Annotated in this window: 19 protein-coding genes; 16 read left to right on the plus strand and 3 right to left on the minus strand. The window is 69.7% G+C overall.

From position 1 onward, the window contains the following. Nucleotides 1–41 precede the first annotated feature (41 nt). Entirely contained in the window at nucleotides 42–635 is a 594-nt protein-coding gene (locus tag ACIPV2_RS08870) for a hypothetical protein (RefSeq protein WP_400840415.1), read from the minus strand. 92 nt (nucleotides 636–727) lie between these two features. On the opposite strand from ACIPV2_RS08870, the gene ACIPV2_RS08875 reads away from it, so the two are divergent. The 7 genes from ACIPV2_RS08875 to ACIPV2_RS08905 all read left to right on the plus strand — a co-directional run bounded on the left by ACIPV2_RS08875 (nucleotide 728) and on the right by ACIPV2_RS08905 (nucleotide 7,110). Then, nucleotides 728–1,753: an AAA family ATPase gene (locus tag ACIPV2_RS08875; RefSeq protein WP_400840417.1), complete on the plus strand. Its 1,026-nt coding sequence runs from the start codon at nucleotides 728–730 to the stop codon at nucleotides 1,751–1,753. Nucleotides 1,754–1,815: 62 nt separating this feature from the next. Then, nucleotides 1,816–2,706, plus strand: coding sequence for a DUF58 domain-containing protein (locus tag ACIPV2_RS08880; RefSeq protein WP_400840420.1), 891 nt, complete (start codon nucleotides 1,816–1,818; stop codon nucleotides 2,704–2,706). Continuing rightward, the gene (locus tag ACIPV2_RS08885; RefSeq protein ID WP_400840422.1) at nucleotides 2,693–3,181 is read left to right on the plus strand and encodes a hypothetical protein; all 489 of its coding nucleotides are present in this window, start codon (nucleotides 2,693–2,695) and stop codon (nucleotides 3,179–3,181) included. The genes ACIPV2_RS08880 and ACIPV2_RS08885 overlap by 14 nt, the downstream gene beginning before the upstream one ends. Before the next feature lie 11 nt (nucleotides 3,182–3,192). Then, nucleotides 3,193–4,197, plus strand: coding sequence for a VWA domain-containing protein (locus ACIPV2_RS08890; protein WP_400840424.1), 1,005 nt, complete (start codon nucleotides 3,193–3,195; stop codon nucleotides 4,195–4,197). Next, entirely contained in the window at nucleotides 4,194–5,231 is a 1,038-nt protein-coding gene (locus tag ACIPV2_RS08895; protein ID WP_400840427.1) for a VWA domain-containing protein, read from the plus strand. Before ACIPV2_RS08890 ends, ACIPV2_RS08895 begins: the two co-directional genes overlap by 4 nt. Continuing rightward, nucleotides 5,228–6,007, plus strand: coding sequence for a hypothetical protein (locus ACIPV2_RS08900; protein WP_400840429.1), 780 nt, complete (start codon nucleotides 5,228–5,230; stop codon nucleotides 6,005–6,007). The genes ACIPV2_RS08895 and ACIPV2_RS08900 overlap by 4 nt, the downstream gene beginning before the upstream one ends. A gap of 20 nt (nucleotides 6,008–6,027) precedes the next feature. Then, nucleotides 6,028–7,110, plus strand: coding sequence for a hypothetical protein (locus ACIPV2_RS08905; RefSeq protein ID WP_400840431.1), 1,083 nt, complete (start codon nucleotides 6,028–6,030; stop codon nucleotides 7,108–7,110). A 174-nt stretch (nucleotides 7,111–7,284) separates the two neighbouring features. Here ACIPV2_RS08905 and ACIPV2_RS08910 read toward each other — a convergent pair whose 3' ends face one another. Continuing rightward, a complete protein-coding gene (locus ACIPV2_RS08910; RefSeq protein WP_400840433.1) occupies nucleotides 7,285–8,883 on the minus strand; it encodes an FAD-dependent oxidoreductase in 1,599 nt (532 codons plus the stop codon). A gap of 57 nt (nucleotides 8,884–8,940) precedes the next feature. Here ACIPV2_RS08910 and ACIPV2_RS08915 point away from each other — a divergent pair, with 57 nt between their 5' ends. Genes ACIPV2_RS08915 through ACIPV2_RS08925 form a run of 3 tightly spaced genes read left to right on the plus strand, consistent with a single transcriptional unit; the run spans nucleotide 8,941 to nucleotide 12,090 of the window. Beyond that, nucleotides 8,941–9,921: an N-acetylglucosamine kinase gene (locus tag ACIPV2_RS08915; RefSeq protein WP_400840435.1), complete on the plus strand. Its 981-nt coding sequence runs from the start codon at nucleotides 8,941–8,943 to the stop codon at nucleotides 9,919–9,921. A 34-nt stretch (nucleotides 9,922–9,955) separates the two neighbouring features. Beyond that, a complete protein-coding gene (manA, locus tag ACIPV2_RS08920; RefSeq protein ID WP_400840437.1) occupies nucleotides 9,956–11,116 on the plus strand; it encodes a mannose-6-phosphate isomerase, class I in 1,161 nt (386 codons plus the stop codon). Between the two features lie 5 nt (nucleotides 11,117–11,121). Beyond that, nucleotides 11,122–12,090 carry an acetylxylan esterase gene (locus ACIPV2_RS08925; protein ID WP_400840439.1) on the plus strand — a complete coding sequence of 323 codons (969 nt, stop codon included), beginning with the start codon at nucleotides 11,122–11,124 and terminating at the stop codon, nucleotides 12,088–12,090. Between the two features lie 121 nt (nucleotides 12,091–12,211). On the opposite strand, the gene ACIPV2_RS08930 is transcribed toward ACIPV2_RS08925, so the two are convergent. Next, a complete protein-coding gene (locus ACIPV2_RS08930; protein WP_400840441.1) occupies nucleotides 12,212–12,919 on the minus strand; it encodes a ZIP family metal transporter in 708 nt (235 codons plus the stop codon). Nucleotides 12,920–13,093: 174 nt separating this feature from the next. On the opposite strand from ACIPV2_RS08930, the gene argG reads away from it, so the two are divergent. The 6 genes from argG to ACIPV2_RS08960 all read left to right on the plus strand — a co-directional run bounded on the left by argG (nucleotide 13,094) and on the right by ACIPV2_RS08960 (nucleotide 23,878). Further along, complete coding sequence (argG, locus tag ACIPV2_RS08935; protein WP_400840443.1) at nucleotides 13,094–14,524, plus strand: argininosuccinate synthase; 1,431 nt, start codon at nucleotides 13,094–13,096, stop codon at nucleotides 14,522–14,524. A gap of 64 nt (nucleotides 14,525–14,588) precedes the next feature. Next, nucleotides 14,589–15,200, plus strand: a complete 612-nt coding sequence (locus tag ACIPV2_RS08940) for a TetR/AcrR family transcriptional regulator (RefSeq protein WP_101187791.1) — start codon at nucleotides 14,589–14,591, stop codon at nucleotides 15,198–15,200. Continuing rightward, nucleotides 15,197–18,136, plus strand: coding sequence for a YhgE/Pip family protein (locus tag ACIPV2_RS08945; RefSeq protein WP_400840446.1), 2,940 nt, complete (start codon nucleotides 15,197–15,199; stop codon nucleotides 18,134–18,136). Before ACIPV2_RS08940 ends, ACIPV2_RS08945 begins: the two co-directional genes overlap by 4 nt. Beyond that, complete coding sequence (locus tag ACIPV2_RS08950; RefSeq protein WP_400840448.1) at nucleotides 18,133–20,316, plus strand: YhgE/Pip family protein; 2,184 nt, start codon at nucleotides 18,133–18,135, stop codon at nucleotides 20,314–20,316. Before ACIPV2_RS08945 ends, ACIPV2_RS08950 begins: the two co-directional genes overlap by 4 nt. Before the next feature lie 104 nt (nucleotides 20,317–20,420). Next, entirely contained in the window at nucleotides 20,421–23,063 is a 2,643-nt protein-coding gene (locus tag ACIPV2_RS08955; protein WP_400840450.1) for a penicillin acylase family protein, read from the plus strand. Nucleotides 23,064–23,116: 53 nt separating this feature from the next. Continuing rightward, nucleotides 23,117–23,878, plus strand: coding sequence for an alpha/beta fold hydrolase (locus ACIPV2_RS08960; RefSeq protein WP_400840452.1), 762 nt, complete (start codon nucleotides 23,117–23,119; stop codon nucleotides 23,876–23,878). The last annotated feature ends 22 nt before the right edge of the window (nucleotides 23,879–23,900 follow it).

Raw genomic sequence — 23,900 nt, forward strand, 5'->3', positions numbered from 1 at the left:
TCGGGAACGGCGAGGTTCTCATGCCGGGAGCATATCCGCGGTCAGAGGACACGCGAGCAGGTGCCGGTCACCTCTCCCGTCACCGCGTTGCCGTCGCCGTTCGCCTGCACGCCGTCGGCGCACTGCAGGTCGCCGCCGACTCTGTTCTTCACCAGCGTCGCGCTGCGCACGCCGGCGATGTCGAGCGAGCCGCCGATCGTGGCGAGCTTGACGACGGCTCCGCCGCGGGCGTCCACGCGGACGCTGCCCCCGACAGTGGCCTCGGTGATCGTCACCTGCTCTGCTCCGGTGACCTCGATGGTCCCGTCGAAGGTGCCGCCGATGATCTTGACGATCCGGAACGATGAGAACGACAGGTCATCAGATGCGGCCGCGCCCTCGAGCACGCAGACATCGCCCTGTCCGGCTGCGGATGCCTGTGCGCAGAGCTCAACGGCAGCCTGCGCAGCGCCCGCCTCGTCGACAGCCTCGGTCGCGTCGGGCTCGTCCGTGGCATCCGGGCTCGCGGTCGCGGCGGACGCCGTCGGCGAGGCGGGCACCGGCGCAGGACCGGTGTCGGATGCCGGGGCCGAGCAGCCGACGAGGCCGAGACCGAGGAGGGCGGTGAGAGCGAGAGCAGCGGTGGTGCGGGACATCCTCCCATCCTCTCGTGCATCGGCTGGGCGGTTACTCTGTACCGGGGGTTCTCGGTCGTGGACGAGCGCCCGACGCGCGCGAGGAGTGAGAGATGTCTGAGTTCCCGAATCCCGGATCGACCTCGCAGGCTCCCCCCGCGGGGGCCGACGATCTGGCTCGAGCGCAGCGCATCCTGCGGGTCATCTCCGACTCCTACGCGACCAAGATGGTCGGGCAGGAGAACCTGCGCGTCAGCCTGCTCATCGCGCTCATCGCCGGTGGGCACATCCTGCTCGAGTCGGTGCCGGGCCTGGCGAAGACGACGGCGGCGAGCACCCTGGCCGACACCGTGAAGGCCAGCTTCAAGCGCATCCAGTGCACTCCCGACCTGCTGCCCAGCGACATCACCGGCAGCCAGATCTACGACGCGGCCACGGGCAGCTTCCGCACCGTCCTGGGGCCCGTGCACGCCCACTTCGTGCTGCTCGACGAGATCAACCGCTCGAGCGCGAAGACGCAGTCGGCGATGCTCGAGGCGATGCAGGAGCGGCAGACCACGATCGGCGGCGAGGTGCATCCGCTGCCGCGCCCATTCCTCGTGATCGCCACGCAGAACCCCATCGAGCAGGAGGGCACCTACGAGCTGCCCGAGGCGCAGATGGACCGCTTCCTGCTCAAGGCGATCGTCGAGTACCCGAGTCCGGCCGAGGAGTTCGAGATCCTCAACCGCATCGACTCCGGTGCGCTCGATCCCGACCGGCACGTGGCGGGAGCGATCAGCCTCGACGACGTGCACGACCTGCAGGACATCGCCTCGCGCGTCTACATCGACCCGGCGATCCGCAACTACATCGTGCAGATCGCCTACGTCACGCGAAATCCTGCGCCGTACATCGGTGAGGAGCGGGCCCGGTTCATCAAGTACGGCGCCAGCCCCCGCGCGAGCATCGCCTTCCTCCAGTCCGCGCGCGCCCTGGCGCTTCTGAACGGCCGCACCCACGTGCTGCCCGAGGACATCCGGTCGCTCCGCCACCTCGTGCTGCGGCACCGGGTGCTGCTGACCTTCGAGGCGGATGCCGAGGGCGTGCGCAGCGAGGACATCATCGACCAGATCTTCGCGTCGGTGCCGACGCCGTAGCGCTTCACTTCGACTCGCTTCGCTCGCTCAGTGCAAGCGACAGCCTCAGAGACCAGGAGATCATGACAAGTCTGATCACCCAGGTGAAGAGCAAGCTCTTCATCCGCTCGTCGCAGAAGTCGATGCACGCGCTGGATGGCGCGTACGCATCGCTGCTGCGCGGGCGCAGCCTCGACTTCGAGGACCTGCGCCCCTACGAGTTCGGCGATCAGGTGCGCGACATCGACTGGCGCGCCACCGCCCGTCACGGCGAGCCGCTGATCAAGCGCACGAAGGCCACCCGCAAGCACACGGTGCTGTTCCTGGTCGACACCGGGCGCGGGATGCGCGCCCTTGCCGAGGACGAGGGCGGCAAACGCGATCTCGCGGTGCTGCTGACCGGCGCCCTCGGCTTCCTCACCGTGCGCCACGGCGATGACTTCTCGGTCGTCTACGGCGACACGGCGCGGGTGCGCCGGCTGCCCCCGGGCAGCAGCGAGGGCGCCCTCGAGCACGCGCTGCGCACGATCAGCGCGGCGATCGACTCGAGCACGGCGGCAGGGGATCGGGATGCCCTGCTGCGCTACACCGCGCGCAACATCGCCCGACGCATGATCGTCGTGCTCGTGACCGACGAGGCGCCGCTGACGCCGGACACCGAGGGGCTGCTGCGCCGGCTCACGGTGCAGCACGATCTGCTGTGGCTGACAGTGCGCGACGCCGACCCGGTCATCCGGCCAGGCAGCGGCGGCACGCGCCGACGCGATGTCGACAGCGGCTGGGCGATCCCCGACTTCGTGCACGGCGATGACGACGTGATGGCCGAACTCGCCGCCGACGAGGCGGCGCACACCGCCGTGCGCGACGCGACGCTGCGGCGGCTGGAGATCACGCACGCCGAGTTCGGCGCGCAGAGCGCTGCGGTGCCGACGCTGCTCGCGATGCTCAACAGGAGGTCGCATGCCCGCTCCTGATGAGCTGTATCCGCCCGCTCAGTACGGCTGGGGGTGGATCGTCCTGGCGATCGGCATCCTGCTGCTGATCGCCGGGGCCGCGTGGCTGCTGATCGCCCTGACCAGGCCGAAGCAGAGCATCACGCTGCCCGGAGAGCCGGCCTACACGCCGCCGACCGCGTCCGTGCTCGATCAGCTGCGCGGCGAGTACCTGGCCGACGTGCAGCGCATCGAAGACGCATACCGTTCCGGGAATGTCTCCCCGCGGCAGGCGAACCTCGAGCTGAGCCGCACCGTGCGCGCGTTCGTCAACGAGTACTCCGGGCTCGAGGCGCCGGTGCTCTCGCTCGACGACCTCGTCGCCCGCGGCGTCGATCCGGCGCTCATCGACGCAATCCGCCGGCACTACTATCCGAGCATCTTCCAGCGGGGGCCCGCAATCGATCCGGTCTATGGCGCAGAGGCCGCGCGCGCCGTCGTCACGAGCTGGCACTGAGGGGTGACGACGTGACACTGAACATCTGGTGGATGCTGCTCGTCGCCGTCGGCGTGCTCGTCCTCGCCGTCGTCATCGGGGTTCTGCTCGGCGTCCGCTCGGGTCGGGGAGGCGAGGCCAGGCCGGCCGCGCTCGTCTCGCGGGCCGAGCGCCTGCGGTCGCTCCCGTCGTTCCGCGCCGCGGTGCGGCGGCGCATGGCGCTGCTGTCCGGCATCGTCGCGCTCGGGGCGATCGCCATGCTGCTCGGCGGTGTCGTCGCCGCGCGCCCGATGGCGCCGAAGACCGTGCAGCCCGTGAACGCCAGCCGCGACATCATGCTCTGCCTCGATGTGTCGGGCTCGATGTCGGACGTCGACGTCGAGGTGCTCGGCGTCTTCGAGAAGCTGCTCGAAGGGTTCGAGGGTGAGCGGATCGGACTGACGATCTTCAACAGCTCGCCCGTGCAGGTGTTCCCCCTCACCGACGACTACGCCTTCGTGAAAGAGCAGCTGCGCAGCGTGCGCAGCAGCTTCGACTTCGAGGACGAGACTCCCGAGCACTGGGTCGGCACGCTCAACGGCCCGGGCGCCTCGCTGATCGGCGACGGTCTCGCCGCATGCACCATGCGCTTCGACCATCACGACGACGAACGCAGCCGCTCGGTCATCCTGGCGACCGACAACGAGCTGGCCGGCGCCTCGATCCTCACGATCCAGGAGGCGGCACAGTACGCGCAGTCGCGGCAGGTTCGGGTGTTCGCCCTGAACCCGGTGGAAGGCAAGGACGCGCAGGTCAGCGCACAGCTGTCGGACGCCGCCGCGCTCACCGGCGGGCAGTCGTACGCGCTGCGCGAGACGACGACCGTGGGCGACATCATCGCCGAGATCCAGAAGCAGGAGGCCAGGACGCTGAAGGGCCAGGCGCAGGTGATCCTGGTCGACAGCCCGACCCTGTGGATCGCGCTGATGCTCATGGCCGTGCTCGGATTCGTGGTGCTGCTGACCGTCATTCGGGATACGGGAAGGGGCCGCTCATGATCTTCCAGCCCGTCCTGCATCCGATCCTGCTCGCACTGCTGTGCGCCGCGCCGGCCTTCTTCGTCGTGCGTGCACTGGTGACAGGGCCGTCCCGCGCGCTCTGGGTGCTGCGCCTGGGGATGATCGTCGTCGTGTTCGCCATGCTGCTGCGGCCCGGCATCCCGGGCGGGACGTCGCGGTCCCTCGCGACCGACACCGATGTCGTGATCGTCGTCGACACCACGGCCAGCATCGTCGCCGAGGACTGGGCGGGCGACCGACCGCGCATCGACGGCGTCCGTGACGACGTGCAGGCCGTCGTCGACGAGTATCCGGGGGCGCGTTTCGCGCTGATCAGCTTCGACGCGGCGGCGCAGCTGCGCCTGCCGCTGACGACGGATGCCACCGCGCTCATCTCGTCGCTCGATGTGATGCGCCCCGAGGTGACCGACCAGTCACGGGGGTCGTCGATCGGCATCGCCAACCGGATGCTCGGCGACACGCTCTCCGCGGCGGCGAAGGCGTCCCCCGAGCGCGCGCGCATGGTGTTCTACCTCGGTGACGGCGAACAGACCGCGTCCAGCGAGCCGGAGTCCTTCGCCTCGAGTGCGAAGTACGTCGACGGTGGCATGGTGCTCGGGTACGGCACCACCCAGGGCGGGCCGATGAGGAAGACGACCGGTCAGGGCAACGAGGGTGACGACTACATCGAGTATCAGGGGCAGCCGGCGATGTCGGTGCTCGATGAGGACAATCTGCGTCGGGTCTCCGAGCAGCTCGGCGTCGAGTATCAGCTGAGAAGCGCGGATGCCGCGATCGACCTGCCCGAGGCGCCGACGAGCACCACCGACTACGCCGCCTCGGGGGAGGTCGGCAACGTCATCGAGCTGTACTGGATCGCGGCGCTCGTGCTGATCGCTCTGTTGGCCGTCGAGGTCGCGCTCGCGACCGCCTCCGTCGTGCGGCTGCGCGGAGTCGCCCGGATCCGGCAGGCCCGAACTCCACGGGCACGGACGAAGCAGACCCGCATGCGGCAGAGCGGAGAGGCCAGATGACCATCCCCTCGCAGGCGGATGCCGCAGCAGCGCTGCTGGCCGTCAACCGCCGGCGCCGCCGCATCCGGCGCTGGGTCGCGATCGCGACCCTCCCTCTCACGCTCGCCGCGCTGCTGTTCGTCGCGAAGCTGCTGAGCATGTACGCGTTCGCGCATACGTCGATCAGCTCGTTCGTCTCGGGCGCGTACGCCGAGTCGGAGTCTGCCGCCCGCGGACAGGATCTGCTCAACTGGTTCGAACCCGTCATCGCGCCGTACAACATCGGCACTGCCCTGGGCGGTGCGGATGAGCTGGCCTCAGCTCGTGCGGAACTCGAGCGCGCGGTTCCGCTCGCCCTGGGTGTGCAGGTCTGCCCTGTGCTGATCAACCTGTCGCTGGTGATGGAGCGCCAGGGCGACGCCGCGCAGGCCGACGGCGATGCGGCGAAAGCCGCCGAGCTCTACGGCGAAGCTCTCGAGATCACCGTCGAGACGCCGGAGGAGTGCCGCAGCGACGAAGCCCAGCAGCAGTCGCCGCAGCCGGACCGCGATATGAGCGACACGCTCGATGAGAACCAGCAGCGTCAGCAGGAGAAGCAGCGCCAGAGCCAGCAGCCGCCTCCCGAACAGCCGCAGCAGCCCGACCAGGGCGAGCAGGGCGAGCAGCCCCAGACCCCGCAGGACAAGCTCGACGATGTCGAGGACCGGCTGAACCAGGGCGCGCAGGAGCGCGAGGACCAGCTCGGGGGCGGACAGGGCGACGACGGCTCCGGCGGCGGAACGGACAAGCCGTGGTAGATCGTCAGCGCAGCAGATACGTGGGCGGCTCCGAGGGAGCGCCTCCCCTTCCCCCGGCCGGCGGCTACGCGGGAGCTGCTCGCGCACGGGGCGGTCTTGATGCCGCGGCCGGCCTGCCCACGGCATCCGGGGTCACCTACACCGATCCGGCGACCGCAGCGAAGCAGGGCGTCAACGGGGTCGGGCTCACCGCCATCTCGGCGACGGTGATCTTCGCCGTGATCCTGCTGCTGCTCATGCTCGCCGGCGGCACGGATGCGCTGTACGGCGTGACGCTGCTCGTGCTGCAGCTGGCGATCGTCGGCGTGATCGTGGCGGCGATGCTGACCCGCCGCGGACGGATGCTGGGAGCGATCGCCCTCGCCGTCTCGCTCGTCTGCAACGTCGCGACCGTGGGCGCCGTGGGCGCCCTGTACTCCTCGGCGACGCAGGCGTACGACGGCACGAAATCTGAGCAGCAGCGGCATGAGGAGGCGTATCCCGGCGTGAAGGACTATTCGCCGCAGGATGCCCTGAGCGGTCCCTCCCTGGAGGGCGTGCAGGCCGAGGGCGACGCCCTGATGGCCGCGATCCGCGAGCGACTGAGCGATCGCTACGGCTACACGTGGGTGCAGAGCGGCGCGGTGGATGTCAGCCCCGAGCGCAACGGGTACGGCGGTGAGTCGATGCTGCGCAAGTACACGTCGACGGTGTGGACGACAGAGCAGCCCGTGCAGGACGACGCGCGCAAGCGGCAGGTCATGCAGGCGATCAGCGAGGTGCTCCTCGAGCGCGGCATGAGTTATCTATACCCGCTGAACGAGATCGACGCCGGCATCTCCCCCGACATGGTCGCGAAGCTGTACGGCTCCACCGAGCCTTCCAGGCAGCACACCTGGGAGTACTACGGCGACACCTACCCCGACCCGATGCGCTTCTACGCGTACGCGTACGACCTCTCCAACGACCCGACGGGGGAGTTCCGCACACAGCGCGAGGCCATCGCCGCGCAGACGGGTGAGCCGCTCGAGGGCATCCAGCTCGTCGTCTTCGCCCGCCGCGTGCTGCCGGACGCCGACCGCGCCGAGTTCGAGGAGCGGCTGCGGGAGTACCCGGGCTTCTGAGCAGCGGCGCCCGTGCCCCGGGCTCCCGGCGCCGGGCCCCGGGCTCCCGGCGCTGCTTCCGGCTCCCGAGATCCGGCGAAGCGCCCGAGATCCGGATGCGCTGGTCGCAGGCATCCGCATCTCGGCGCACCTTCCGGATCTCAGGCGCGCAGGCCGACCTGCAGCTGACCGGCCCTACGGCAGCTCGTCCACCGGCACGTGCTCGTCGCCCGGCAGTTCGGGTTCGTCGATCGCCTTGAGGTCCTCGACCGCGGGGCCCTCGAGCAGCGTGCCGTCGGCGGCGAAGCGCGAGCCGTGCAGCGGGCAGTCCCACGAGCGCTCGGCGCTGTTCCACGAGACGATGCCGCCGAGGTGCGTGCAGACGGCCGAGAGGCGGCATGTGACGCCGTCGACCGTGGAGACGGCGGCCGGCTCCTTCTCCTCGGCGCCCACCACGCCCGTGCCCTCGGCGGGTACGTCCTCCGGCAGCGACCGCAGGCTCGACGCCCATCCGGATGCCAGTTCCCCTGCCACCTGCGCATTCGCGACCACGCTGTTGGCGATGTCCTTCGGCAGGGTGATGCGGTGATGCAGGGTCTTCGCCCACGGGATGTTGCCGTCGAGGATGTCGGCCGTCATGCTCAGCGCCGCGGCGACGCCGTTGGTCATGCCCCACTTGTTGTAGCCCGTCGCGAGCGCGATGTGCTTGCCGGTGCGCGGCATCCATCCGACGAACGGGACCAGATTCATCGACTGGTAGTCCTGCGCCGACCACGCGTGCGTGCGCTCGGCACCGGGGAAGTACCGCTGAGTCCACTGCTCGAGGTCGTCGACGAGGCGCTGCGTGTCGTCCTCCCGGCCGACGACGTGGCCGTTGCCGCCGACGACGAGCAGCTCCTCACCGCCCACCGCCCCGTCGAGGGAGCCGCCCGCCGGTGCGGTGCGCAGCGACCGGCTCGGCGAATCGATCGAGAGGTACATGCCCTGCGGCAGCGCCGCGCCCGGCACGCGATACGCCTGCGCATACGAGCGCATCGGCTTCACCTTGGCGAAGTACAGTCCGCGGTCGAGGATCGGGATGCCCGTGGCCAGCACCACCGTGCCCGCCCACACCTCGCCGAGGGAGGTCGTGACCTTGCTGGGCTCGCCGGTGTCGACGTCCTTGACTCTGGCGCCCTCGATGATCACCCCGCCGCGCTCGCGCAGGTCTGCGGCGAGCGCGCGCAGCACGTCCATCGGGTCGAACTGAGCCTGGTCGGGCAGGCGCAGCGCTCCGTGCGTCTCGAACGGCAGGTCGAGAGTGTCGACCCGCTCGACCTCGAGGCCGGCCTTCCGGCACGCCTCGAACTCGGCATCCAGCTTCTTCACTCCGTCGGCGGTGCCGGCGTACGTGAAGGCGTCGCGGCGCTGCACGGCGACGCCGTGCTCGTCGAGGTAGCGCAGCATCCACGCCTGACCCTCGTGATTGCCCTCGACGTACGCCTTGAGCACGTGGCTCGACCCGCGCGACAGGATGCCCGAGAGCACGCTGCCCTGCAGCAGGCTCAGCTTCGCCGTGGTGTTGCCGGTCGACACCGCCCCCACGAAGCGCGCTTCGAGCACGGCGACCGAGAGTCCCGCTCGCGCCAGCAGAAGGGCGGTTGTGAGCCCGGTGATCCCCGCTCCGGCGACGACCGCGTCGTAGCGCGCGCCGGGTTCGAAGGTGTCGGAGGCGATGCGCTCACGCTGGTCGTCGAGCCATAGGGACGTCACGGTGTTCTCCTTCGCTGGGGGCGGAGTGAGCGACCAGTACATCGTCTTCGCACCTGCGGCGAAGGGGGCTTGACATCTTCGTCTCCCGGACGGGCGGCGGTGTCCTACGCTGGCTTCTGGTCGCGCGGCGCGACCTTCGACGATCAAGGGGACCACTTGCCCGAGCACACGCTTCTCGCCATCGACGCCGGCCAGACGGGTATCAAGACCCGCCTGACCGCGACCGACGCAACGGCCCAGGAGTGGCTGTTCCCGGGTGTGCTCACCGACCGGCCGCTGCTGGCGCAGCTCGCGGCCGTCGTCGCGGAGGTCACGCGCGTGACCTCGCAGGCACCGCACACGGTGACCTTCGGCGTCTCGGGTCTCACCTCCGCCGATGTCGAGGCGGATGCGCTGATGCAGCACCCCGATCTCGCCGAGGTGCACCGCATCGTCGTGACCCACGACTCGGTCACCTCGTTCCTCGGGGTGCTCGGCGACCAGCAGGGCGCTGTCGTCGCGGCGGGCACCGGAGTGGTGACCCTCGGCGTCGGCCCCGAGCACTCGACTCGCGTCGACGGCTGGGGCTACATGATGGGCGATGCCGGCAGCGGTTACTGGATCGGCAGAGCCGCGCTGGATGCCGTGATGCGCGCACACGACGGCCGAGGCCCCTCCACCGCGCTGACCTCGGTCGTGCAGGAGCGCTGGCCCGACCTCGAGACGGCGTACGTCGCGCTGCAGTCGTCCGAGGATCGGGTGCGCACCGTCGCGTCGTTCGCTGCACCGACCGCCGCCCTCGCGGCATCCGGAGACGAGGTCTCGATCCGCATCTGCCGCGACGCCGCCGCCGAGCTCGCGACCGCAGCCCTGGCCGCGCTGCGGGTCACCGACGCGCCTGCCGACGCCGCCATCGGAGCGATCGGCGGCGTGTTCGGCTCCGACGTCATCCGCTCGGCGTTCGAGGACGCCGTGCGCGCCGAGCGCCCGGATGCCCGGTTCGTCCCGCCCGCGGGATCCGGCCTCGACGGCGCCGTGGCCCTGGCAGCGCTCGGCACCGCGCATCCGCTGCACGAGCGCTTCGTCGAGCGCACGCGCTGAGCCCACCATCTGACCACCCGATCGGAGCCGCACCATGACGACCCCCCTGTTCCTCGAGATCGACAACACGCCACGCGACTACGCCTGGGGTCTGGTCGACGGCGTCGCGCACGTGCGCGGCACCGCCCCGACCGGGCGCAAGGAAGCCGAGCTGTGGCTCGGCGCGCACCCCTCCGCGCCGAGCGCGGTCGTCGGCGAGGCACCCTGGCCGACCCTCGACGCGTGGGAGCGCGAGACCGGAGCCGCCCTGCCGTTCCTGCTGAAGGTGCTGTGCGCGGCAGAGCCGCTGTCGCTGCAGGCGCATCCGAGCACCGCGCAGGCGAAGGAGGGCTTCGAGCGCGAGAACGCCCTCGGCGTCCCGGTCGATGCGCCGCACCGCAACTACCGGGACCCTCATGCCAAGCCCGAGATGATCGTGGCGCTGCACGACGGATTCGAGGCGCTGTGCGGGTTCCGCCCCGCCGCCGACGTGCGCGACGACCTGCAGACGCTGGCCGGCCTGATCCACGACTCGGCCGCGTCGGCGGCCCTGTCGACCTGGCAGCAGCATCTGGGGGGAGTCGACGGCATCCGCAGCGCCTTCCTCTGGCTGCTCTCCGGTGATGAGAGCCTGCCCGCGCTGGTCGCCGCGGTGACGGCCGTCGCGGCTCAGGATGCCCGGTTCGCGCTGCTCGCGCGCATCGCCGAGGCCCACCCGGCCGACCCCGGCATCCTCGGTGCGCTCATGCTGCAGCACCTCACGCTGCGCGCCGGTGAGGCGCTGTGGCTGCCTGCGGGCAACATCCACGCCTACCTGCGCGGCTCCGGTATCGAGCTGATGGGTCCGAGCGACAACGTCATGCGCGGCGGGCTCACCGGCAAGCACATCGACACGGTCGAGCTCGACCGCGTGCTCGACGCGCGTGAGGGCGGAGACCCGCGTCTGGTTCCCCAGGTCGTGTCCGACGGCATCCGGGTCCTCCGTCCGACCGAGCGCGACACCGCCGACGATCCCGGGTTCGAGCTCTACACGGTCGAAGCCGACGGCGAGATAGCGCTGGACGGCCCCGCCATCGCCCTCGCGACCGACGGCGAGTTCGAGCTGGCGTCCGGCGATGAGAGCATCTCGGTGCCGCGGGGTCGCGCCGTGCTGATCTCGCGCCCGGCCGCGGTGCGTATCAACGGAGGCGGCCGCCTGTTCATCGCGGCGGGCTGATCATCATGCCTCGCTTCGATCTCTCCCCCGCCGAGCTGCGCTCGTACCGCCCCAGCGTCGCCGAGCCGGACGACTTCGACTCGTTCTGGCAGCGCACCCTCGAGTCGTCGCGCCGGCTGGCCGTGCCTGCCGAGCGCACCCGGATCGATACCCCGCTGACGCTCGTCGACGTGTACGACCTGTCGTTCAGCGGATTCGGCGGCGACCGCGTGCGCGGCTGGCTCGTCGTGCCCGCCGGTGCGACCGGGCCCCTGCCCACCGTCGTGGAGTACAACGGCTACGGCGGCGGGCGCGGTCTGCCGCACGAGCGCCTCGGCTGGGCCGCATCCGGCTACGCCTGGGTGTTCATGGACACGCGCGGTCAGGGCAGCGGGTGGGGCACGGGCGGCGCGACGCCGGACCCGCACGGCACCGGCGCCTCCGCGCCCGGGTTCATGACCCGCGGCATCGACGACCCCGAGCAGTACTACTACCGCCGGGTGTTCACCGACGCGGTGCTGCTGATCGACGCGGTCCGCGCCTTCCCCGAGGTGGATGCCGATCGCATCGCCGTCACCGGCGGCAGCCAGGGCGGCGGCATCGCGCTCGCGGTTGCCGGACTCAGCGAGGGGCTGGTGGGGGTGATGCCCGACGTGCCGTTCCTGTGCCACTTCGAGCGCGCGGTCGGGATGACGGACGCGGATCCGTACCAGGAGATCGTGCGCTACCTCTCGGTGCATCGGGATGCCGTGGCGCAGGCCTTCGAGACCCTGTCGTACTTCGACGGCGTGAACTTCGCCTCTCGCGCCGAGGCGCCCGCGCTGTACTCGGTCGCCCTGATGGATCCGATCTGCCCGCCGTCCACCGTGTACGCCGCCGCCAACCACCACCGAGGCGGGGCCGAGGTGGTCGAGTACCCGTTCAACGAGCACGAGGGCGGTCAGGGCGTGCACTGGCAGCGCCAGGCAGCCTGGCTCGCCGCGCGCCTGGCCTGAGCGCCCACCCGAAAGGGAGGACTTCTCTCGATACGCAGGAGCGATCCGCTGAGATCCTCCTGCGTTTCGAGCGATCTCCTGCGCATCGTGTGCGCCCCCGCCGCGTGCAGAGTCGCGCGACTCAGGCGGCGAGCGCGAGCCAGGCCGCGAACGCGAACCCGATCACCGTCGCGAGTCCGGTCGACTCCGTCGCCTTCTTCTGCGCCTCGGGCACCATCGAGTCCACGAGCATGACAAGGAGGGCTCCCGCCGCGAAGCCATTGGCACCGGCGCGGAAGCCGTCTCCGACGAGGGATGCAAGGGCGAACCCGCCCACGGTCGCGAGCGCGCAGATCACCGTGACTCCCGCCCACAGCAGCACCACGCGGCTGCGCCGCATGCCGCCGGCCAGCAGGTCGGAGGCCGAGCCGATCGACTCGGGCAGGTTCGAGACGAGGATGGCGACGACCAGCGCCACACCGACGCCCTCGCCGGACGCGAGGCCGATGCCCAGCACGAGCTGCTCCGGGATGCCGTCGAGCAGCGCTCCGATCGCGAGCGAGCCGCCACCGGCATCCGTCTTCTTCTTCGCCTGACGCGCATCGAGGATCCGGGCGGCGACGTAGTAGCAGAGCGCGCCCGCTGCGACGCCGATGATCAGCGGCAGATTGCCGGCGAGCTCAACGCCCTGCTCCCACAGCTCGAAGGCGATGGAGGCCATCAGCGCGCCGGCGCCGAAGCCGAGGATGATGCCGAGCAGGCGATCGGGCCATCTGCGCACGAGCGCGAGCAGTGCGCCGACGAGCAGCGGTGATGCCGCCACCGCTCCCCACAGCACCGCCTGACCCATGGCCTCCACGCTACTCGGGTCGCGGGGCCGGCCGAGCGCACGGAACGCAGGAGTCTGCATGGAACGCAGGAGGATCTCGGCAGAATGCTCCTGCGTTCCGCGCGATCTCCTGTGCAGCGCGTGCCTCTGCCACCCGGCAGGGCGACACGCCGCAGCGCCGATAGACTTCAATCCATGTCCAAGGTGCTCCAGTCCCTCCCCGTCGGCGAAAAGGTCGGCATCGCTTTCTCCGGAGGGCTCGACACCTCCGTCGCCGTCGCATGGATGCGCGAGAAGGGCGCCGTGCCCTTCACCTACACCGGCGACCTGGGCCAGTACGACGAGAGCGACATCGCCTCGATCCCCGGCCGCGCGCTCGAGTACGGCGCCGAGGAGTCGCGTCTGGTGGATGCCAGGACCGCACTCGTCGAAGAGGGCTTCGTCGCCCTGCAGTGCGGCGCCTTCCACATCCGCTCGGGCGGCAAGACGTACTTCAACACCACCCCGCTCGGCCGTGCCGTCACCGGCACGCTGCTCGTGCGCGCGATGCGCGACGACGGCGTCGACATCTGGGGTGACGGCTCGACCTACAAGGGCAACGACATCGAGCGGTTCTACCGCTACGGCCTGCTGGCCAACCCCCGGCTGCGCATCTACAAGCCGTGGCTCGACGCCGACTTCGTGACCGAGCTCGGCGGCCGCCAGGAGATGAGCGAGTGGCTCGTCGAGCGCGGATTCCCGTACCGCGATTCGGCCGAGAAGGCGTATTCGACGGATGCCAACATCTGGGGCGCCACGCACGAGGCGAAGACCCTCGAGCACCTGGACGTGTCTCTCGAGACCGTCGACCCGATCATGGGCGTGAAGTTCTGGGACCCGTCGGTCGAGATCGCCACCGAAGACGTGACGATCACGTTCGAGGGCGGGCGCCCGGTCGCCATCAACGGCACCGAGTACAGCGACCCGGTCGCGCTCGTCATGGAGGCGAACACCATCGGTGGGCGCCACGGATTGGGCATGAGCGACCAGATCGAGAACCGCATCATCGAGGCGAAGTCGCGCGGCATCTACGAGGCACCCGGCATGGCGCTGCTGTTCATCGCGTACGAGCGCCTGGTCAACGGCATCCTGAATGAAGACACGCTCGCGACCTATCACGAGCAGGGCCGCCGTCTCGGCCGGCTGATGTATGAGGGCCGCTGGCTCGAGCCGCAGTCGCTCATGCTGCGCGAGTCGATCCAGCGCTGGGTCGGCCTGACGATCTCGGGCACGGTCACGCTGCGTCTGCGCCGCGGCGACGACTGGACCATCCTCGACACCGTGTCGCCGAACCTGTCGTACGGTCCCGAGAAGCTGTCGATGGAGCGCGTGGGCGACGCGGCATTCGGCCCGGTCGATCGCATCGGTCAGCTCACCATGCGCAACCTCGACATCGCCGACTCGCGTTCACGCCTCGAGCAGTACGCGGGCCTCGGCCTGGTCGGCGGCGCCACGGGCGAGCTGGTCGGCAAGGTCACCGCGGGTCAGGCCGCCGAGATCTCCGCGTCCGAGACCGACGACGAGCAGTTCGCCGAGGCGGTCGATCTGGCATCCGAGGGCGCGGCCTTCGACTCCGGCACCGACTGATCCCCACGTCCCCCTCAGACCATCTATGTTGCACACAAGTGTGCAACATAGTTATTCTTGAGGGATGCCCCGCCCTCCTCGTTCTGACGCGCGCGCCAACCGCGCAGGCATCCTCGACGCCGCGCGCAGCACGCTCGCACTCGACCCCTATGCGAGCGTCGACGTCATCGCGCGCAGCGCGGGTCTGAGCCGGCGCACCCTGTACGGTCACTTCGACGACCGCGACGCCCTGATCCGCGAGCTGATCAGCACCGGCGCTCAGCGCTTCAACGCCATCGCCGAGTCGACCGCAGACGCCGACGCCCGCATCGCCCTCGCCCGGCTCACCGCTCGTCTGTGGCAGGAGGCCGCGCACGTGCAGTTCGCCGCCGCGCTCGCCCTCGACGAAGCCCACGTCGAGCACACCGCCGATGCTCTCGCGCCGCTGCGCCGAGCGGTCGCGCAGCTCGTGCAGCGCGGTCAGGATGACGGCAGCTTCCGCACCGACGTCGCGGCCCCGACACTCTCGCGCCTGATCGAAGAGGTTGCTCGCACGGTCGTCTCGCGCACCGACGCCTCCAGCAGCGGGGCCGCGAACCTCGCTGTGCGCACGGTGCTGAGCATCGCCGGACTATCGTGGCGCGAGACCGACGAGCTGCTCACCGCCCACCCCGACATCACGGAGATCCCCGCGTGAGTGATACGAACACCGACGCCAAGCCGAACGCCTGGAGCGTCTACCGCCGCGACCTCGGCCGGCTGGCACGCGTCAGCAAGGCGTGGATCATCATCATCGGCGTCATCGTCACTCCGTCGCTGTACGCGTGGTTCAACATCGTCGCGTTCTGGGATCCCTACTCGAACACGCAGCAGGTGAGCGTCGCGATCGTCAACCAGGACGCGGGGGCGTCCTCCGACCTGACCGGTCACATCGACATCGGCGGCGAGCTCGTCGGCGAGCTGAAGCAGAACGATGAGCTCGGCTGGGACTTCGTCGATGAGGACGAGGCGATGGATGCCGTTCGCAGCGGACGCAGCTACGCGGCGATCATCATCCCGCCCGACTTCAGCCACGACTTCCTCAGCATCACGACCGGCGACTTCACCCGTCCCGAGCTGAAGTACTTCGTGAACGAGAAGGCCAGCGCGATCGCGCCGAAGATCACCGATGTGGGCGCGTCCACCCTCGACAACCAGATCAACAGCACCTTCGTCTCGACGGTCGCCGAGGCGGTCAGCGAGCAGCTGAAGGACGCGGGGCTGGATGCCGAAGACCGCCTCACCGGTGCACGCGACTCCACGGTCAGCGCACTCGACGACGCGGCCGGCAAGGTCTCGACGGCTCGTGATCGTCTCGCGGGTCTGCAGACCGGCTTGGCAGATGCCGCTGGCGGCATAGACCGGGCATCCGCCACTCTCGGCAAGGTCGACCGCACACTCGGCGAGGTGCAGACGGCCGTCGGGCAGGCGCAGCAGATCGCCGCCGAGGCGCAGCAGGAGCTGCTCACCGTCACCGACAGCGTCACCTCGGCGTACGTGTCCGGCTCGACTCTCATCGCCGATGCCGCGGCGAAGATGAACGGGTCGATCGCGACCCTGGCATCCGGGCTGCAGCAGGCGAACGCCGCCGTCGGCACGACGGCCGACGACCTGAACGCGGTGATCAAGACCAACGCCGCAGCCCTCGACGAGCTGCAGGCGGCGCTCGAGAGCGTCGAGCCCGGATCCGACGCCGCGCAGCGCCTCAGCGCGGCGATCGCTGAGCTGCAGCAGCGCAATGCCGCCGATCAGCAGGTGCTCTCGGACCTCACGCAGCTGACCGCCGACGTGTCGAGCACGATCACCGCCGTCACCGGCGCCGCCGACAGTGTGAACGGCGCCGTCGGCCAGGCGGCGAGCTCGGCCACCGCCATCCGCGACGCCCTCACACAGAGCGTCCCGCAGCTGAACCGGGCGATGTCGCAGCTCGCGGCGAGCGCCGACGCGTTCTCGTCGGCCCTCGGCGCGCAGCGCACCCAGGTCGCCCAGGCGCAGAGCCTGCTCGGCGGGTTGAAGACGCAGCTCGCCGGCACCTCCGACGCCCTCACGGCATTCGACGGCAGCCTGGCGTCCGCCGAGACCGCGCTCGGCACCGTGCGCACCGACGTGCTCGCTCTCGGATCGGCGGAGATCTGGAACAAGCTCAGCACGGTCAGCGGCCTCGAGCCCGACGAGATCGCGCGGTTCATGGCCTCACCGGTCGAGGTGAACACGAAGGTGATGTTCCCGACGGCGGCGTACGGCTCGGCCATGGCGGCGCTGTTCACCAATCTCTCGCTCTGGATCGGCGCCTTCGTGCTGATGGTGATCATGCGGGTCGAGGTCGACCGGGAGGGTGTCGAAGGCATCAGCGTGCGCCAGGCGTATGTCGGCCGTTGGCTGCTGTTCGCCACGATCGCCGTGTTCCAGGCGGTGCTGGTGTGCGTCGGCAACCTCGTCATCGGCGTGCAGACGGCGAACGCCTTCGCGTACGTCGGCACCGGGGTGCTGATCGGACTCGCCTACCTCAGCATCATCTACGCCCTGTCGGTGTGCTTCGGCATCGTCGGGAAGGGCCTGTGCATCCTGCTGGTGATCGTGCAGATCCCCGGCGCCTCGGGCCTGTACCCGATCGAGATGATGCCCGACTTCTTCCGCGGGCTGTATCCCTTCCTGCCGTTCACCTACGGCATCGACGCCATGCGCGAGACCATCAGCGGGTTCTACGGCGGCCACTGGTGGGGCTTCATGGGCATGCTGGCGATCTTCGTCGCGCTGGCGTGGGTGCTCGGTCTGTTCCTGCGCGGCCGGCTCGGCAACTTCACCCTCCTCTTCAACCGGCGCCTTGCCGAGACCGAGCTCATGGTCAGCGAAGACGTGCAGATCACCGGACGCCGCCGCACCCCGGAGATCATCCGGGCGCTGACCGACGGCGATGGGTTCCGCGCCGATGTCGCGCAGCGCGCGCGGCGCTTCGGCGAGCACTACACGACGCGTCTGCGCCTCACGCTGCTCGTCGGCGCGGCAGGGCTGGTCGTGCTGGCGCTGTGCGGATGGCTGGTCCCGGATGCCAAGGCGGTCGTGCTCGGTCTCGGCGCGCTCTGGTGCCTGCTGCTGATCGGCTTCGTCGTCGCCCTCGAGTACATCAGGCAGAGCATCGAGCAGGCCGCCGATGTGAGCGAGATGCCGGATGCCGAGCTGCGCCGCGCCCTCGCCGTCGAGAACTCCTCGGAGGGCGAGCTGCTGACCGACTCCGACGGCGACACACACTCATCGGTGGGCCCCGCTGTCTCGGCCGATGCCGCAGCGGCAGCGGTGTCTGCCGACGATGACCCCGCCCCGACGACGCGCACGGCCGTGCTCGAGCATCCGGATGCCCGACCCGACGCACCCCCGGAGCACGACGTCGCCGTCGAGCCCGGTCCGGATGACGACACGATCGTCCTCGACGAGCTGTTCGCCGCGGACGGTCCGGAAACGCCCGGCGACGGTCACGCCTTGGAACCCGAGCGCGCCGATGCAGAGCATCCCGAAACGGTGTCCGATGACCCGGCATCAGATCACTTCGCATCCGATGAACCCGACCAGCCGAACACGACGGAGGACGACAAGTGAGCAACGCCCTCGCCGTCATGCGGCATGACCTTCGACGCGCGATGAGCAGCGTGATGGCCCTCATCGTGCTGTTCGGTCTCGTCGTCATCCCGTCGCTGTTCACCTGGTTCAACGTGATCGCCAGCTGGAACCCGTTCGAGAACACCCGCAACCTCACCGTCGCGGTCGCCAACGTCGACGACGGGTATCAGAGCGACCTCATGCCGCTGAGGATCAACGTCGGCGAACAGGTCGTCTCGACCCTGCGCGCCAATGACGACCTGAACTGGGTCATCACCTCCGAGCACGACGCGATCGACGGCACCCGGTCGGGCGAGTACTACGCGGCGATCGTGCTGCCGACGACCTTCAGCGCCGACATGATGACGTTCTACACGAACGGCGCCGATCGCACGCGCATCGACTACTACCTCAACGAGAAGAAGAACGCGCTGGCGCCGAAGATCACCGGTCAGGGCGCCAGCGAGGTCACGAAGAGGATCAACGAGGTGTTCACCGAGACGCTCAGCGAAGCGGGTCTGAACATCATCACCTCGCTGTCGGACTACCTCGACGACGCCGACACCCAGGCCGCCCTGTCGAGGCTGCAGGCACGGGTCGAATCGGTGGCCGCGCAGCTGCGCGCGGGGTCTGCGACGGCTGACATGTTCACCTCGCTCATCTCCTCGAGCAGACCTCTTGTCGACAGCGCATCGGGGCTGGTCAGCACCTCCGGCGACGCGCTGCGCGACGCCCGCGGCGCGCTCGGTGGCGGGAAAGACGCAGCCGCCTCGCTGAAGGACGTGCTGTCGTCGACCATGTCGTCGCTCGACGCGGCCCTGAAGGGCACGTCCGACAGCTATCAATCGGTGTCCGAGAGCATCGGCCAGGTCTTCGCGACCATGAACTCGCAGTCGGAGAGCGCCGCCCGCACCATCACCGCGCTGGCGGGTCGAGTGCAGACGCAGATCGATCAGCTGCAGACGCTGCGTGACGGGCTGGTCCGCGACGTGCGTCCGCTGCTGCCCGAGAGCGCGCTCGACGCGTTCGACGCGTCGGTGTCCGCCATCGACGCCGCAATCGCCCGGCAAACGGCTCTGCAGCAGCGCCTCGACGCCGCCGCCGCGCAGATCACCGCGTCCAGCACCGTCAGCCAGAGCACCCGCGCCGAGATCGAGCAGCTGACCGCTCAGGCGAAGGCCGCCGTCGACGACGCCCGGCGCTCGTACACCGACAGCCTGCGCCCGAAGCTCGACGCCCTCGCGTCGATGCTCGCGAGCATCAGCGGCGGGGTCGACTCGATCGGCGACGATCTGTCATCGGCCGCGGGGGCGCTCACCGGGTCGTCGTCGACCGGCTCGACGCTGACGGATGCCGAGGGGCTCACGTCCGGCATCTCGGAGTCGCTCACCGAGACCGCCGACCGGTTCGACCAGCTCGCCTCGGCCCTCACGACCGCGATCGACACGGGCGACCTGACCGAGCTGACCGAGCTGATCGGCGCAGATCCCCACGCGCTCGCAGCGCATCTCGCCGAGCCCGTCGAGCTCACGCGGGTGCCGGTGTACTCGGTCGTCAGCTTCGGCGCCGCCATGACTCCGCTCTACACGGTGCTCGCCCTGTGGGTCGGTGCGCTGCTGACCTCGGTCGCGATCCGCGTCGACCCGCCGCGCGGCGGCAGCACCGGGCTTCCCGATCTCTCCCCCACCGAGACCTATCTCGGGCGGTTCGGCATCTTCGCGGTCGTCGGGTTCCTGCAGAGCTCGCTGCTCGGTCTCGGCAGCGTGCTGTTCACGCAGGTGCAGCCCCAGCATCCGTTCCTGCTCATCCTCGCCGGGTGGGTCGCATCGCTCGTGTTCACGCTGATCATCTACACCCTCGTCGTCACCTTCGGCAACGCGGGCAAGGCGCTGGCGGTGCTGCTGCTGGTCATGCAGATCTCCGGATCGGGAGGGGCGTACCCGCTGCAGGTGCTGCCACAGTGGTTCCAGAGCATCAGTCCGTTCCTGCCGGCGACGCACGCGGTGAACGCGATGCGCTCGGCGATCGCCGGCATCTACCAGAACGACTACTGGGTGTCGCTCGGCTGGCTGCTCGCTTTCATCCTGCCGGCGCTGCTGCTGGGACTCGTGCTGCGCCGTCCGTTCATCCGCAGCAACCAGAAGATGCTCGCGGCGCTGGAGTCGACGAAGCTCATGTGATCTCGTTCGGCGAGTGGGTAGGATGCCAGGGCACGCGCTTTCCCGAGACGCGCACCCGGACTACGTGACACGCAGTCCCACCTACCCTTGAGGACTTTCCGCCGATGACGACCGATATCCCCGCTGCTGCGCGACCCCGCAGCCTCGCTGCACGCATCGGAAGGATCGCGTTCCTCGTCGTCGCCGCCATCGTGGTGGTCGCCGTCGCCGCCGCGTTCTTCCTCACCTGGACCATCCAGCGATCGTTCCCCCAGACGTCGGGCGAGCTGTCGATGAAGGGCCTGCAGAAGTCGGTGGTCGTGCAGCGCGACGACCGCGGCATCCCGACCATCACCGCCTCGACAGCAGAGGATCTTCTCTACGCTCAGGGCTTCGTGCACGCGCAGGATCGCTTCTTCGAGATGGACTTCCGCCGGCACGTCACCTCGGGCCGGGTGGCGGAGATGTTCGGCGCCTCTCAGGTCGGCACCGACAAGTTCCTGCGCACCCTGGGCTGGCGCGCGGTCGCCGAGCAGGAGGTCGAGGCGCTCGACGAGAAGACGCTCGGCTACTACCAGGCGTATGCCGACGGCGTGAACGCCTACCTCTCGTCAGGGTCGGGAGCGGAGCTCTCGCTCGAGTATGCCGTCCTCGGCATCCAGACCCCCGGGTACGAGCCCGAGCCGTGGGAGCCCGCCGATTCCGTCGCCTGGCTGAAGGCGATGGCGTGGGACCTCCGCACCAACATCGAGGATGAGACCGACCGCGCCCTGCTCGCGGGCCGTCTCATGGAGGCGGGTGAGACGACCGAGCAGACCGCCGAGCTGGTGAAGAAGCTCTATCCCGACTACCCGTTCGAGAAGAACCCGGTGATCGTGCCCGAGATCTCCGCCGTCGACCCGGTCGCGACCGACGCCGCCCCGGCATCGTTCTCCACCGACGGGGAGGCGGAGATCACCGACGCGCTGCACGCCGTCGAGTGGCGCGAGGCAGACAGCGTAATCGAGGCGGCCAGCATGCTGCTCAGTGGCGCCGGAGAGGGCATCGGCTCGAACTCGTGGGTGGTGTCGGGTGATCTGACTGAGAGCGGGATGCCGCTGCTCGCGAACGACCCGCACCTGGGCGCAGCGCTGCCGTCGGTCTGGTACCAGGTGCAGCTGAAGTGCCGGAAGCTCAGCGAGGCGTGCCCGTTCGACGTCGGCGGATTCTCGTTCTCCGGCATGCCGGGCGTCGTGATCGGGCACAACGCGAAGATCGCGTGGGGCTTCACCAACCTCACCACCGACGTCGCCGATCTGTACGTGGAGAAGCTCGAGGGCGACTCGTACTGGCGCGACGGTGCCCTCGCCCCACTCGAGGTCGAGGAGGACGTCATCAAGGTGGCCGGTGGCGACGATGTGCCGCTGACCATCCGGCGGACCGCGCACGGCCCGATCATCTCCGGCCTCACCGACGACTTCACCGCCATCGGCGAGGATCCTGTGGTCGGCGCCGGCGGCGCCCCACTGCCGCTCGAGGGCGCACCTGGCGCCCCTGCCGGCGACACCGCGGTCAGCCTGCGGTGGACGGCGCTCGACCCCGGAACGACCTCCAGCGCCCTGTTCGCGATGAACCTGGCCGAGGATTTCGCGGGCTTCCGCCGGGCGGCATCCCTCTTCGATGTACCCGCGCAGAACCTGATCTACGCCGATCTCGAGGGCAACATCGGCTACCAGGCGCCGGGTCGCCTGCCGATCCGGGGCGCCGGCGACGGCACCCTGCCGCAGCCGGGCTGGGACAGCAGCTACGACTGGCAGGGCTTCATCCCGTTCGACGAGCTGCCCGTGTCGTACAACCCCCGCGAGGGCTACATCGTCACGGCCAACAACGCGATCGTCGGCGACGACTACGACTACTTCCTCTCGAAGGACTGGGACTACGGGTACCGCGCCGCGCGCATCGCGCATCTGATCGAGCGCCGGGCCGCGGCTGCTCCGCTCACTGCTCAGGACATGCGCGACATTCAGATGGACGACGAGATGTGGATCGGCAAGCAGCTCGCCGCGGTCATGGACGGCGTGCCGGTGCAGCGGAAGGGGCCGAAGGCCGCCGTGGACCTGCTGCGCACCTGGGATGCGCAGAACTCACCGGACTCCCCCGCCGCGGCATACGCGAACGTGCTCTGGTCGAACCTGGTGCACAACGTCTTCATCGACCGGGAGGTCTCGATGCCGGTGGGCGACCAGGGTCGCCTGTTCACGGTCGTCGGCCAGATGCTCGAAGACGAGAACGACCCCCTGTGGCAGAACGAGCGTCTCGATGTCGACGGCATGGAGTCGATGCTCGCGCTGTCGGCGGATCAGGCCTACGACGAGCTCGCGAAGCTGCAGGGCGAAGACGTGACCGCGTGGCGCTGGGGCGACCTGCACGCGCTCTCGCTGACCCACTCGACCCTCGGCACCTCGGGCATCGCCCCGATCGAGATGCTGTTCAACCGCGGACCGTATCCGGTGGGCGGCGGCGCCTCGGTGGTGAACGCCACCGGCTGGCGCCTGGGCGAGTCGTACGCCACGGTCACCGTGCCCTCGATGCGGATGGTCATCGATCTCGACGACTTCGACGCGTCGACGTGGAACCACCTCACCGGCGCGAGCGGTCACGCGTTCAACGCGCACTACACGGACCAGACCGGTGACTGGGCCAAGGGCATCCAGAAGCCCTGGGCGTTCTCGAAGAAGGCGGTGGAGAAGGCGACCGTCGATCGGCTGGTGCTCACCCCTGCCGGGTAGCGGAGAGGATGTCGGTCGGCTTGCGCTCACCCTCGGTTGGGTAGCGTAGAGCGATGCCCGAACGCCTGCTCGCACCCGAGGGCACCGTCGCCGACATCGGCGAGTTCACGTACGCCGGCGCGACGCTGGTCCACGAGGACTTCGGCACCGGCCCGCGCCCGATCGTGCTGGTGCACGGCATCGGCATGGGCCGCAGCGTGTACCTCGACTTCACGCAGCACCTCGACGGGCGCGTGATCGGGCTCGACCTGCCCGGCTTCGGCGAGGCGCCGGAGCCCCCGCGCACCCTCACGATGGAGCGGCACGCCGACCTGATCGCCGCCTACCTGCGCAGTCGTCGCATCGACGACGCCGTGATCATGGGACACTCGATGGGCAGCCAGATCGCGGCTGAGATCGCAGTGCGCCACCCCGATGTCGTCTCCGGGCTCGTGCTCGCCGGCCCGACCGTGAACAGCGCGTCGCGCAGCATCCGGGCCCAAGCCGGCTATCTGCTCTGGGATCTGCTGCGCGAACGACCCGAGGTGCTGTGGCGAGGCGCGCGGGAGTACCTGCGCGGCGGACCGCACCTCGTGCGCAAGATGAAGGCGACGATCGTGCACACACCCGAGAACGCGTACCCGCGCGTGGGCGTGCCGGTGCTCGTCGTGCGCGGGCAGCGCGATCCGCTCGCCCCGATGACCTGGTGCCGGGAGATCGTCGACATGGTTCCGGATGCCCGTTTCGCCGAGATCCCCGATCACGGTCACGGCACGCTGATCAGCGATTCCGGCGGCGCGGCGGACACCATCAAGCGGTTCGTCCGCGGCCTCTGACCCGGGCTTCCCGCGGGCCGAC

Source organism: Microbacterium sp. NPDC089987 (assembly GCF_044748505.1).
Taxonomy (GTDB): Bacteria; Actinomycetota; Actinomycetes; order Actinomycetales; family Microbacteriaceae; genus Microbacterium.

What these genes read in the sequence shown, in the direction of transcription:
- ACIPV2_RS08870 (WP_400840415.1), bottom strand. Translation starts at nt 635, where the DNA reads ATGTCCCGCACCACCGCTGCTCTCGCTCTCACCGCCCTCCTCGGTCTC.
- ACIPV2_RS08875 (WP_400840417.1), top strand. Translation starts at nt 728, where the DNA reads ATGTCTGAGTTCCCGAATCCCGGATCGACCTCGCAGGCTCCCCCCGCG.
- ACIPV2_RS08880 (WP_400840420.1), top strand. Translation starts at nt 1,816, where the DNA reads ATGACAAGTCTGATCACCCAGGTGAAGAGCAAGCTCTTCATCCGCTCG.
- ACIPV2_RS08885 (WP_400840422.1), top strand. Translation starts at nt 2,693, where the DNA reads ATGCCCGCTCCTGATGAGCTGTATCCGCCCGCTCAGTACGGCTGGGGG.
- ACIPV2_RS08895 (WP_400840427.1), top strand. Translation starts at nt 4,194, where the DNA reads ATGATCTTCCAGCCCGTCCTGCATCCGATCCTGCTCGCACTGCTGTGC.
- ACIPV2_RS08900 (WP_400840429.1), top strand. Translation starts at nt 5,228, where the DNA reads ATGACCATCCCCTCGCAGGCGGATGCCGCAGCAGCGCTGCTGGCCGTC.
- ACIPV2_RS08910 (WP_400840433.1), bottom strand. Translation starts at nt 8,883, where the DNA reads ATGTACTGGTCGCTCACTCCGCCCCCAGCGAAGGAGAACACCGTGACG.
- manA (WP_400840437.1), top strand. Translation starts at nt 9,956, where the DNA reads ATGACGACCCCCCTGTTCCTCGAGATCGACAACACGCCACGCGACTAC.
- ACIPV2_RS08925 (WP_400840439.1), top strand. Translation starts at nt 11,122, where the DNA reads ATGCCTCGCTTCGATCTCTCCCCCGCCGAGCTGCGCTCGTACCGCCCC.
- ACIPV2_RS08930 (WP_400840441.1), bottom strand. Translation starts at nt 12,919, where the DNA reads ATGGGTCAGGCGGTGCTGTGGGGAGCGGTGGCGGCATCACCGCTGCTC.
- argG (WP_400840443.1), top strand. Translation starts at nt 13,094, where the DNA reads ATGTCCAAGGTGCTCCAGTCCCTCCCCGTCGGCGAAAAGGTCGGCATC.
- ACIPV2_RS08940 (WP_101187791.1), top strand. Translation starts at nt 14,589, where the DNA reads ATGCCCCGCCCTCCTCGTTCTGACGCGCGCGCCAACCGCGCAGGCATC.
- ACIPV2_RS08955 (WP_400840450.1), top strand. Translation starts at nt 20,421, where the DNA reads ATGACGACCGATATCCCCGCTGCTGCGCGACCCCGCAGCCTCGCTGCA.
- ACIPV2_RS08960 (WP_400840452.1), top strand. Translation starts at nt 23,117, where the DNA reads ATGCCCGAACGCCTGCTCGCACCCGAGGGCACCGTCGCCGACATCGGC.